Consider the following 11,895-nt stretch of genomic DNA (forward strand, 5'->3'; position numbering starts at 1 on the left):
CCGCAGTAAAGATGCATGGCCGACAGGTTTGAGATGATTGGGAAAATCTGCAACCGGCTTGTCGATACAGAAGCGTGGCGTGAAATCGGCGACAAATATCACACTCGGCTCGGCCTCAGTTTCGACACGCTGGAAGACAAGAGACGATACGTTTTGTTCGGTCAGCTTGAGGGCATAGAACAGCGCAAGATTGTCCTCCTCGCGCTGCACTTGCTTTTGTTCGACCGTGTTCAGCGGCTCCAACAGGCCTGGGACACCGCCGCTTGGCACTGCCTGATCGTTCTCGAACGGCATAGAATCGATCCAACGGACCGGAATCTCTTGTGAAACAGCAACGGTCGCAATCGCCTAAATTGTTTCAGCGGTCTTTACCACGCTTGCCAAAAATGTGTTGGCTATCTGGAATTGCTCCATAAGTTGATGCTCGGCGCCGTCGGAAAATAGCCAATGATCTAGATTGCCACCCGAAATGGTTCGTGCGCTCAGAGGAATGGAAACGAAATCGCTCTCCTCAAGACTTGCCCTGACACTCTGCATCCCTTGAAGGGTAAGGCCAAGCGAAAGGGCCGTCGCTGCCTCACGCGAAAGGTCGCCAGAACCTTGAGCAATATCCGCTTTCAAAAGGCTGTCCCGCCGCTCTTGTAATCGGCTACGACCGGCCTTCCGAAGAGATTGCTCGACTAACTGCAAATCCCGTTCGCCGCTAAGCACAAAAGAACGGATGTCTGCCGCTGGCGATGATTTAACTATCAGAAGCTCCTTTGCAGCCTGCGTCGCCCCATCGCGAAGCCGTCCGACCAGCCGATCTGGATTTATAAGAACATCAGGCAGCGCCGGCGACCAGAGCGCCGGCAGCCAGAACTCACCGATCTCGTTGCCTTCGGAAACCCAAGTCTCGACGAATGTCGGAAATCCGCCGGCGTGGTCGATGTCGCTATGGCTGCAGACGGCGACGTCGATAAGCTTTCCCACGGCAGGACAGCTGCTGCGCAGGGCGCGGTAAAGTTCGTTATGCGGCCATGTGTCTTGCTCTGGCCGCCATCGAAAAGAACGACGTAGGCGCGGCCCTCATGCTCAGTTTCCAGCAAAAACGACTCGCCATTAGTCAGCGGCAAAGCAGTGAGTCGCGACGCCATGTGCTCCCCCTATGATTTGGCCAAGATGAGCCTACAACCCTTGGCATTCAATGGTGACCATAGAAAAATCCTGGCTGTGGAAGTGATTACTAGGGATATTGTCTCCCGCATGCCTTCGCAACTTCTCGCACAGCCGCGATCGCGGCCTTCACATCGGCCGTCGGAACAGGAATGGCAACGTCATGAGAGTAGGGATTTAGCACAAACCGCTTGTGGGGTTTTAAACCCTTCAGCGCCTTGAACAGTGTAGGATCGGACTGAGATTGGTTCATTGCAACCTCCAGCATCTTATGGAGATTGGGTCTCTGCTGGTCTTCATCCACGTACGGGAACTTGATCCGGTGCTCTATACAGTAGCGCTTAAGGACCAATTCGCACGCCGACCTCGCATAGTTGCACGCGGCGGCGGGATGGTTCTCGTCGATGAAATTTTCGGCCTGGCGTAAGGTGGCTTCGGCCAAATCATTCGCGATGGGTCGGACAAAGGGGACCAGCAGTCCATCGCCGTCAACGCGATCGTAGATCTCGACCGCCTTCCAGCGCTCGACGGAAAGCTGTTCCCGCGCCAACTGAAACCAGTAGCGATCATGCGTCAGCAGGATGATCTGCCAATCGTTGAACAAAGACGTGATGGCCTCGAGAACCGGTCGGCGATGGGACGCATCGAGGCTGATCAACAAATCGTCCAGCACCAGCAATTTCAGACGATCCTTGCCTGGCGGAACACATGCGAGCCTGGACGCCAGATAAATTGCCATGGCAAGCGCAGATTGACGGGCTTCATTGAGAAAGCTTTGGGGCGCCGTCGGTCGAAAAGTGCGGAAGCGTACGATTGGCGTCAACACCTGATTCTCAAGCGCCCTCGGCTCCTGCTTGGTTTCTTCCTGATAACGGACAGGCGCAAAATTCAGTCCAACGAGGTGGAGGTCATCCGCCGCGAGTACGCTCAATAGCCTACTCAGCAGCGGCTTCACCTGAGCCTCCAAAGCGTCCAGCGCTTGGCGCATGCCTTCGTTGAAACGGTCGCAAGCCCCTTCCACGTTTCGGATGTAATGTTGCGGCCGACGCGGACCGCCTCTGACAATCACTCGAGCTTCAAATGCAGTTTGAAGCTCTCGCCAAAGCTCAGCAATACTGCGTTTAGACCCACCTTGAATTGTGGCTTCAAAATCAGCCAGCAGATGCGTGGTGGCGAGTTTGAACAGATTGGGCGGCGTGTCAGGACCCTTCTCGTTATAGTTCATTTCGCGCAGACGATTATGGGTAAGGAAGGCAGAGCGGCGAGCTATGTCTCGTACTTGCGCCGATGGATGACCCGCAGCGGTCCAGTTTAAAACGCTTCCGTCGGTTAAAGTCACCCGTACACTGGGAGCTGCCGGATCGGTGAAAACGTTGTGAAGCTTTACTATGTCCGGCGGATCTACAGAGAACAGCCCACGAAGGGCACGATAGATGGAAGACTTGCCCGACCCGTTCTCGCCGAACACCAGCAGATTGCAGCCGTCGTCGCCAAGGCCAAAGATACCAGGACAGACGGCGGGAAAGGCTCGAAAATCCGAGATCTCGATTTTCTTTATCCGTGGGGACCGCCTAGCCCTGTCAAAGATCAACTTGAGCAGCGATAAACGCGCACTCTCAAATCCGCTATTAGCCTGGCTTATGGCTCCGTTTGGCATCGTCCCCCCAACGTGTCACCGACATTCAATTTCCAGCTATCGCCATCCCCTTACGGAGGCCGGCATGACCAGGCTTGGTGCGTTGATTCCGGCCGCCGGATTGGACATGCGCAATCGGTAGCCCTTGGCGATCCAGGCCGGGAGGTCGGCCAAGTTGGCGATGCGGACATAATTCTTTTCGAACTTATCTGGACTGACCACGTAATTTCCGTCGTCGTGGCAGTGCGGGAACAGCAATTCGCCTTTGTTCGCGCCGCGCGCGACCGTTGCATGAAGGCCAGTTGGTACAAACGTAGGTGGCAAATAAAATATCCTTACAGTTTGATGTGGGGTAACTTGACTACCTGCCCTCGATGATGCGCACCGCCCCTATCGACTGCAATTCGAACAGAGTCGCATAGAGCGGATGGGCGGTAACGGTCAGCGCGGGGCTCCACGCTTCAGCCTCGCGCGCGAGCGCATCGCCGCTCAGACCTATGAGCGCGGGAAGGCCGGCATGCTGAGCCGCGCCGAAGGCCGAAATCTTTCGTACGGAAAACTCTTCTGGCAAGAAGAGTTCGTAGACGAAAGCGTTGATGAGGGATTCGAAACGCGCGCGAGGTTTGGCGCCGGCGAGGATGGCGTCGACCACGACGGTGATCAGCGCCTCTTGTTTGGGTGCAGGGGCGGGGATTGGCACGTGCTGCATCACTTCAGAAAAGGCGCGTAGATAGCCGCCGCGAATGGCGCTAGATGTCTGGCGGTAGAACCACTCGACGGCCAAGCTGTTCAGGATTCCGGTAAGCCAGCGTTTGGAGGTCGGAATGAAGTAGCAAGTGTTGCCGGCGAACCGGCCATCTGCGTCAAAGGCAAAACTTTGATGCTCATAGATATCGGGATACACTATCTTGGGTTGGCTAAATTCACGCCAATAGTTGGCTGCCCACCTTTGAAGCGCGTACCACTCATAACGGACGCCTGTTTCCGCTACATTGCGCGCTGACAATTGTGGTTTGAATGACAGGAGGTGTGCGTAAATTGCCGGAAATCTGCTACGAAATTCAGCTTCCGCCTTCGCCGAGGGACCTTGGATTGTTGGATCGTCTTGCAGTGGGAAATGCCATGGGATAAAAATCAGCCACTTGTCGGCTGGCTCGACCTGCCATCGCTTTACATCGCGACCGCGCAGAAACGGCTTGATGATGTCAGCACTATTCGGATCCGCGGCGATCAGTTCGGCGCGCTTGGCGCCATCAATGACAAAGGCTTCGTTCAGGCCAGTCAGGATGCCACGGTAAAACCGCCCGCCGCACCATTCGCCAAGAGGTGTCCCTGCAGAACGGAGACGAGCCAAGAGTTCGCGCTTGTCCTGCCGCTCGAACTGCCAGCCGCTCGATAGCAGCGACGCCTGCGGCATGGAGAAGGCGTCCTTGACGAAGCGATCGGGAAACCCCTCAGGAGCATCGCCCGGCGACCAGTTTAGCGCCCGGAAAGTCTCGGACGAAGCTGGTGTCTGGCGCACTTTGCGCCGCTTCGCAACGACGATGGTTGGATAAGCGATCGCCTCGAAAACCTCCGCATCACCGAAATCAATGACGGAGAGGAGCCGAGTCTCCTCCGAAATCCATTTGCGCAGCTTCGCACCATAGCCGGCTCGATACCATTTGTTAGATGTGATGAAAGCCATCGCGCCGCCCGGCTTCAGCATGCGCACCGCGCGCTCGTAAAAATAGATGTAGATATCCGCAGTGCCGGTGAATGTGTCGTAGTCGGCTTTAAGCCTTGACTTGAGGTTGGCGCTCTCGCCTTCTATTCGGAAGCTCTCGATCTTCTCCTGACGCACATAGGGTGGGTTGGCGAAAACGATGTCGAAACAGCCTTCAGTGCCATCGTTGAAGCCGAACATCCATTCCGCATCGAAGAAGGCGGCGGCGGCGTTGGCGTCGAATGGATCCCAGGCCACAACGGCTCGGGCATCCTCTGCCGGAAACCCTCCGCCCTCCATCAGGATCTCGCGCTGGCGCTCCCGCAACTCCTTTATTCGCTTCTGCGCGTCTTTCTTGGCGCGCCGGTTGTGGGCGGAGAACAGGCTTGCGTTTGCCTCACGCCGTTGCGCTTCAATTTCTTTCAGACGGACGTCGCGGAGCTGCAGCTGGTTTGAATGCAGCGGCCGTAGCGTATTTGCAGCGACGAATTTCATTTCCAGGTTAGGCAGCGGGGTGACGCCACGATTCCTGGAGCCGTTCTCGACTTTCTGCTCGACCGCGAGAGCAATGAAGCAGCGCAGCTTGGCGATCTGCACGGCGATCGGCTGGATATCCACGCCATGCAGACAGCCCTCGATCAGATAGAGCTTCCGAGCATAGTCGGCATGGTGGCCGCTCGGCCAGGTAGCATCAAATTCAGCCAGCCGCGCCTTGGCATTCGCGACGTCCCTTGGCCTCGTTGTCAGATCTTTCGATCTCTCGGCTGCCGCCAGCATATCCTCCAAGGATCTCCGATTGGCCGCCTTCCAGCGCGACCCCTCCGGATCCAGTCTGCTCAACACGTGAACGAGCTTCTGCAATAGCCCAAGCGGGAAAGCGCCGGAGCCAACAGCAGGATCTATGGCGCGGCAGCGCTCAATGGCGAGGATCAGTTCATTCGTCTCGCTCTCGGAGAAGTCACCGATCTCGGGTTGTTCCGCATAGCTCAAGAGCTTTCGTAGGCGGGCTTCTCGATCGTTGGAATTTCGCTTCTCTGAGGCAGTCGTCGAGACCAGCGCCAATTCTCCTACCGCTGGTCCGAGATCGAAGCCGGGAGCACGTGGTCTGATGCCGGCTTCGCGCTCAGGGAGAACGGGTGCGAGGTAGACGATTAGCGCTTCGTCGACCATGAAGTCGACAACCTCGCGCGGCGTATAGAAGCTGCCCGATTTGTTACGCGCCGACGTCTGCGTGTCTTCATTGTACGAGGCAAGCAGGTTCTCAAACACCTTGCCAAGCAACTCAGGATCGAGAGCTGCTTCCTCCTCGAGTGGCGTGTTCTCCTCGACCGTGAATTTGTAGTCGTCGAAGAGATCGATCAGCCCCTTGACGTCGCGTCTTGCCTGTTTGTTGTAGAACTTTCTGAGATCAGCATCCTCCTGGCCGCCGAAGAAAAGCGCGTTCGGCAGACGCGGCTGACGCTCGGGCTCCTCGGAGAAGCCGTCGACACGCAGGACGAGCCCACGCGAGCCTTCACGTCGCGCACGGCCCGCGCGTGGATCGTCGGCATCGATCTCGACATCGAGGCAGTCGAACAACCCGCCATTGAGAAAGGGCACCTCGCCGAACATCAGCTTCGCTGAATCGGGGTCCGCGAAGGCTGCCTTGTTGCGGTACTTGTTGTGAACGAGATAGGCGTCGGTCTTACCGGCAGCGTCGCGTGGCAACCAGTCACGCTCGTCCTGCTCGGTGTTCAGACAGGCGAAAAACAAGTTCTGCAGAACGGACGTGTAGTAGGAATGACCGTCGCGCACATCCGAAGGGCTTTCCTTTAAGAGTGAACGTAGCTCAGTTCCATCGAAAAACTCTTCGCGGACGAGACCCTTCTGCTTGATGAACCAGACGAACATTAGCCGGGTCAGCAGACGGATTATTCCGGTTTCTCGGTCGCCTGCCTCGTTTCCCTGACCGGGCGGAAATTGAACGACGCCAGGCGTGCTGGCCCAGGCGAACCAGTCAGCGAGATCGCGATAGAAACGCTTGTTGAGTTCGGACGCCGATAGCACCTTCAACCAGGAATCGTAGAGCGACCTGAAATCGACCGGCGAAGGACGCAGGCTTGAGAGAGTGAGGTCGGCAAGGATCTGTATGTGGGCGCGGTGTGGCTTGTGGAGGTCAATGTCCTTAACCAGGCTGATCCTCCCGCCGACGACATCGCGATTTGAATCGCGCTTGTTTGGACGGCGATCTATCACAGCTAGCGTGGCGGTTCCTCCTTGACGGAACAGCACAATCGCGGGCATGGCGAAGCCTCTATTGAGCTCGCGGGTGATGCCGACAAGGTCTCTTCGGCCCCAAGCCTGATCATCAAGGTCCAGTGCCAGGAAAACGAAACTATCAATCTGTCGTTGCTGGTAGGTCTTATCCGTTTGGGGATCGCTGCCGCGCGATAACGACGGCAGTTCGTCGCCTGTTAGCTGAAACACCAGGTCGAGAGAGCGCCAGCGCTCAATCGTCTCGAATTTCGCGCGTTCGATTCCCAGCGCGTCAAGCAATGAGCCTGGATCGCCTGCGGTCTCCAGCGTCTTGGGGCTGGAATAGCCGAGTGCGCTGAGAAGTGCCTTGCCGGCTTCGCGCAGGTTTCCTTTCGCAAGCCGCTCGACCGCCGAGCGGACCTCGACGAGACGTTCCGTGGGATGGTTCATGCTGCGCTTCCGTCTCCCGGCCGGACGATCAGCCACGTAATCAGCTCGTACTCGGACACGCTACGTGGCTGGGCGCCGGCGTCGTCGAGCTTTCCGCCGCGCCCCATCGCCAAGCCCGCCGCCGCTTTGGCCGCATAAACGCGCCCAATGTCGGCGACCGCGCGGGCCGAGAGCGTATCATAGCGCTCCAGCTTCGCGCCTTGTTCGGTCTCATCATCGAACGTGTTGCAAAGCGCCTCGAACGGTTCCGAGCGACCGGAACAGAGCGCAGCCAGTGCGGTCAGGATCGACTTTGGCTGCGTAAAGCCGTGGCGGATGCCGCCATCGTCGCGGATATAGACGAGATAGAATGGATCGAGAGGATTGACCTTCACTTCGCCGGCCTCGCCCTTTCGCCTGAGGCAGAAAATGACGCCCGGTTCGAAATGACCGCCTTCCACCTTGACCGGGGTGAGCGCATGCAAGCCCAAAGGCGCGTCGCGCAGTTCTTCAGCGTTCTTTCGCGCGTAGGCCAGCAGATCGGCGCGGAATTCATCGAGCGTGAACTCGGCGAGGCTGACACCCTCGCCAGCTTCCTCTAGATCGAAGACTTCCGTCTGGAGGCGCCGTAGCTGTTCGTCGCGCCAATGGAGTTCGCCGGCCGCCGCTTCCCGCGCTTCGGCCAGCAAATTGTCCTCTCCGGTCGCCGACAGGTCGACGAGAGCCATTCTCGCCTCGACCCTGTCCTTGAGGTTCAAATATCGATTGAGATCTTCTGTCGGCCAGAAATTCACCATCTGAATGGTATCAGTCTGCGAGCCTATGCGATCGATGCGCCCGAAGCGCTGAATCAGGCGCACCGGGTTCCAGTGGATGTCGACATTGACCAGCATGTCGGCATCCTGGAGGTTCTGTCCTTCGGAAATGCAATCCGTGGCGATCAGCAGATCGATCTCGCCTTCCGGCATTGCGCGCATTGCAGCGCGCTTCTTCGAGCGCGGCGCGAAGTTCGCCAATACGTCCTGAAAGCGCGCCTTGCCGATCGTCGCCTTGCATCCGCTGCCCGTGACGAGCCCGGTTTGAACGCCATGGGAGCGGGCAATCGGCTCCAACTCGCCATAGAGATAGCGGGCGGTGTCGGCGAAGGCCGTGAACAGAATGATCTTGCGGTTGCGCGATCCGTCGCGGTTCATCGTCGGGTCGGTCGCTTTCTTCTCGACAAGCTCCCTAAGCATCGCCAGCTTCGCGTCGCGTTCCGGAACGACTTGAGCGGCTGCCGCGGCAAGCCGCGCGACACGTTCGCGATCTTGGCGTAGGGCAGCTTCCCACACATCGGTTTCGATATGACGCAGATCGTACTTTAGTCGCCCGCCGACTTCGAAGGCGGACGCGAGGTCCTCATCGCCTTCGATCTCATCGTCGAATTCGGTCTCTTCCACCGAAACGGCCGGTCTTAAATGACGAAACGCGTCGATTTCCGCCAGCCGCCGGTCGATGCGCGCCACGATGCGCTCCATGGTGCTGCCGAAGGAACTGACGGAACTTTCCAGGCGCTTCAGAAAGCCAACCTTCATCATGGCAATGAGGTATTTCTCTCGGTTCGCCTGGTCAAAACCGGCGGTTCGGCGGTCGCGTTCATTGTAGCGTTGTCGATGCTGTGGCATCACGAACTCGAATGGGTTGTAGAGCGCGAGATTCAGTTGTCCGATCTCACGGTCGATATCGTCGAAGCTCGGAAAGAACCCGCTGAGATCCACGCCGGGGAACCGCGAGAGCGGGGGCAGCCGAACGGGAAAGCGGCCGATTTCTTCCAGCGTATCGGCGTAATGCCGCTCGATATGCCTGCGCGACCGCGCGATGGACACCCCGTCGAGTAGACTGGTCAGCGCAGGCGGAAGCTTTGCCATCAAGCTGGCGGCATCACGCCCCCCGGACTTGGTCCAATCGGCGAAGCGGCGACGCGCATCTCCGATTAGCGCGGACAGGTTCGGGGCTCCCAATGCGAGGAAGGCGTCGGACTTGCCCTTTGCGATTAGATCGAGCTGCGCCTTCAGATCTGTGAGATCGTTGTTGACCGGAGTAGCAGACAACATCAGCACGCGCGTGGGCACGCCCGAGCGGATCACTTCATCGATCAGGTGTTGATAGCGGCCACCCGCCGCGTTCCTGAAGGCATGCGATTCGTCGATAACAACCAGGTCGTAGGCTGCCCAATTGATGCGCGAAAGATCAATGTTGCCGACATGCCCCCGCTCGCGCGTCAGATCGGTGTGCGAAAGGACCGTGTAGTTGAACTTATCGTCTCTTAGCGGGTTCAGGTCGGAGTTGTTACCCGCAAGGTATTCGGTCCAGTTCTCGCGCAATTTCTTAGGACATAGGACCAGAACGCGCTGATTGCGCGATTCGTGATACTTGATCACAGCTAGGGCGGTGAGCGTTTTTCCAAGGCCTACGGAATCTGCCAGAATGCATCCGCCGTGACGATCCAGCTTGCCCAGAACGGCGCGCACGCCGTCCCGCTGAAACTGGTAAAGCATCTGCCAGATCGCCGTATCGGAAAATGCAATGGAACCAAGGCGTTCTTCCTCGATCGCCTGATCATCCAGAAACTCCTCGAACAGGTGGAACAGAGTCTTATGGTAGATGAATTCGGGACTATTATGCCGATACATCTGCTCTAGGCGTCGAAGGACCTCGTCCTTCACGTCGACGGTAAGGGCATCGTCGGTCCAAATTTCATCAAACCAGGCCAGCAGATCCTTGCGATCGCGGTCTCCGTCCACCACGAGATTGAGCTCGATGTTTGGCCGCTCGATAAGCCCAAGGCCTTTGAGCGTAAAATTTGAACTGCCGACCATAGCGTGCTCTCGCGCGCCATCATGTACATGGATCAGTTTTCCATGGAGCAACCCGGCGCGCCGAACCGAACGAACGTCGACTTTTGAACGGATCCAATCGGCGCAGTTGCTAGCGACGGCTCGCTGGCGCAACTGCTCCGTCAACACCAAGCTGTCTTCAGCAAGCGCGAAAGCTGGCGGACTTAGTGATTCGGATTCGATACTTGAAAGAAAGCGCGGTTCGCCGAACAGGAAGCGCATCGAATGAATTGGCTTAAGCGTCGCGCTCAGCCGCCAAAACGTCGCGCTCGTGAAGTAAGCAGAGACAATACTCAGTCTGCTGCTTGTCGTCACGATATCGGTCAAGAACTCGGATGCCGGTCCTCGTGATCTGTTATCCTTGATGCCGGACTGGTGCTTCGCCAAGTTCGCCCCCTATGGTGACTATCGACTAACACCGCGCCCTCCCTGCTGGAAGCCCCAATTGCGCTGAAGGCCTGCGCCACAGTGGCTAGCTAATGGATTTGTCCCGGCCTCCCCTGTGTCGATCAGAGACGGTTTCATCTGGCCCCAGATGCCTTTGGCAACCGTCACGAGAAATGCGTTCTGAGTTAGCGTAGCAGATCATCTCAGGGTAAAAATGACGATGTGCGCTGAGGGCCCCTATCGGCGTAATCCGCTGCCCGGGTTGTTCCACGTACACTCTGTGCGTTCCCGAGAACGGTCTCAGTGTGAAATTGGGTTTTCACACTGAGCCCCTCTGCTCCGATGGTTAGGTTGATCTGACGCAAGCGATGTCCGATGACCGGACCCGCGCGGACATGTTATCGCTGGGCTTGCGAGCCCACCTACTCCAGCTGCATCCAACAGGGCTTGATCCACTAGTAAGGATTGCTCACGCAAGGCAAGGGGAATGCACTACTAAAAATCTCGGACTACTTCTCGCTAAGCCCATCCGATGCATCGTCTGAACGCACTCGAAAACAGGAGTTCGATCGCCACAGACCCAGCCCGAGATGAAACAGATCAATCTGATCAGCAAAAGGCAAGGCGCGTAATTTTTCGAGGTTCAGGCGCCTGGCCCTCGGGTTAAAATCGATGAGGGCGATGACAGCTCTTACATCTTCAATCTTGTCAGATATGGCAAGACGTTGGATTTTCACTTGCGCGCCTGTGCTCAGCCCGGACAGTAAACCAAGCCGAGCCTTTTGACGCAGTTGGTTCTCAAGGTGACGGACGAAATCTGGCAGAGTTGTTCGCATATCGTTGAAGTAGCGTGCAATCTGGTCTGCCACGTCCTCGATTCCGCCTTTGAGGCCATATTTGACTTCAATAAGTGCTGGAGCGAGGCGATCTCCCGAGCCACGCCGGTCTCCCGGCCAATAAACACCGACTACGTCGGTCCGCCCTTTTCCCTCTTCGCTTATCCCTTGGCGATCCACCGCGATGTAGTCAGTGTTGAGCGTTTCTAGATTGTTTGCCCGGACCAGGAGCTGCTCGTACTCGATTTCTTTGCCCCGAGCGCCATGCTCAGCAATTCTCTGCTTGATGAAGGGCACAATGTCTCTGCAGAAGCTTGCTACTGCGTCGGCACTAGAGAACGTCAGCCACTTTTGAGGCCAGAACTTTTCATGGGACTCAAAGCGATAGGATCCGCTCTGCGGCCGGATACTGACTAGTCGCTGACCCTTGCAGTAAATATCAAGGAGGTCCCGTCTTATCTCGGCAATCAGATCCCGGTCGCGCTGAACAAGGTCGAGGAATGGCCTAAGCGGGCCGGCCAGGAGATCGTTCTCAAAAGACTTGCCAAGGAGACGCGGCGGGCGGATGGCAGTTGTCAAGTTTGTAGCCCCTCAGGTTTTGTTTCGTAATTCACTCTCAGCATATTGTCGGAGTTG

At 57.3% G+C, this 11,895-nt stretch carries 7 protein-coding genes; 1 reads left to right on the forward strand and 6 read right to left on the reverse strand.

Features of this window, described 5'->3' with window-relative positions; all coding sequences use genetic code 11:
- Positions 1–15 precede the first annotated feature (15 nt).
- The gene (locus ACYG9Y_RS13320; RefSeq protein WP_023739428.1) at positions 16–327 is read left to right on the forward strand and encodes a hypothetical protein; all 312 of its coding nucleotides are present in this window, start codon (positions 16–18) and stop codon (positions 325–327) included.
- Positions 328–348: 21 nt separating this feature from the next.
- Here the strand turns inward: ACYG9Y_RS13320 and ACYG9Y_RS13325 are convergent, their stop codons facing one another.
- The 6 genes from ACYG9Y_RS13325 to ACYG9Y_RS13350 all read right to left on the reverse strand — a co-directional run bounded on the left by ACYG9Y_RS13325 (position 349) and on the right by ACYG9Y_RS13350 (position 11,838).
- Positions 349–972, reverse strand: coding sequence for a hypothetical protein (locus ACYG9Y_RS13325; RefSeq protein ID WP_023739429.1), 624 nt, complete (start codon positions 970–972; stop codon positions 349–351).
- 253 nt (positions 973–1,225) lie between these two features.
- Positions 1,226–2,812 (reverse strand): OLD family protein, encoded by a 1,587-nt coding sequence (locus ACYG9Y_RS13330; protein ID WP_023739430.1) that lies wholly within the window; start codon positions 2,810–2,812, stop codon positions 1,226–1,228.
- 36 nt (positions 2,813–2,848) lie between these two features.
- A complete protein-coding gene (locus ACYG9Y_RS13335; RefSeq protein ID WP_156929820.1) occupies positions 2,849–3,115 on the reverse strand; it encodes a hypothetical protein in 267 nt (88 codons plus the stop codon).
- Between the two features lie 37 nt (positions 3,116–3,152).
- On the reverse strand, positions 3,153–7,181 hold the full coding sequence (locus ACYG9Y_RS13340; protein WP_023739432.1) for an Eco57I restriction-modification methylase domain-containing protein: 4,029 nt from the start codon (positions 7,179–7,181) through the stop codon (positions 3,153–3,155).
- Complete coding sequence (locus tag ACYG9Y_RS13345) at positions 7,178–10,363, reverse strand: SNF2-related protein (RefSeq protein ID WP_023739433.1); 3,186 nt, start codon at positions 10,361–10,363, stop codon at positions 7,178–7,180. The genes ACYG9Y_RS13340 and ACYG9Y_RS13345 overlap by 4 nt, the downstream gene beginning before the upstream one ends.
- 569 nt (positions 10,364–10,932) lie before the next feature.
- Positions 10,933–11,838, reverse strand: coding sequence for a hypothetical protein (locus ACYG9Y_RS13350; RefSeq protein WP_023739434.1), 906 nt, complete (start codon positions 11,836–11,838; stop codon positions 10,933–10,935).
- Positions 11,839–11,895 lie beyond the last annotated feature (57 nt).

The organism is Mesorhizobium sp. W050, from assembly GCF_054719535.1.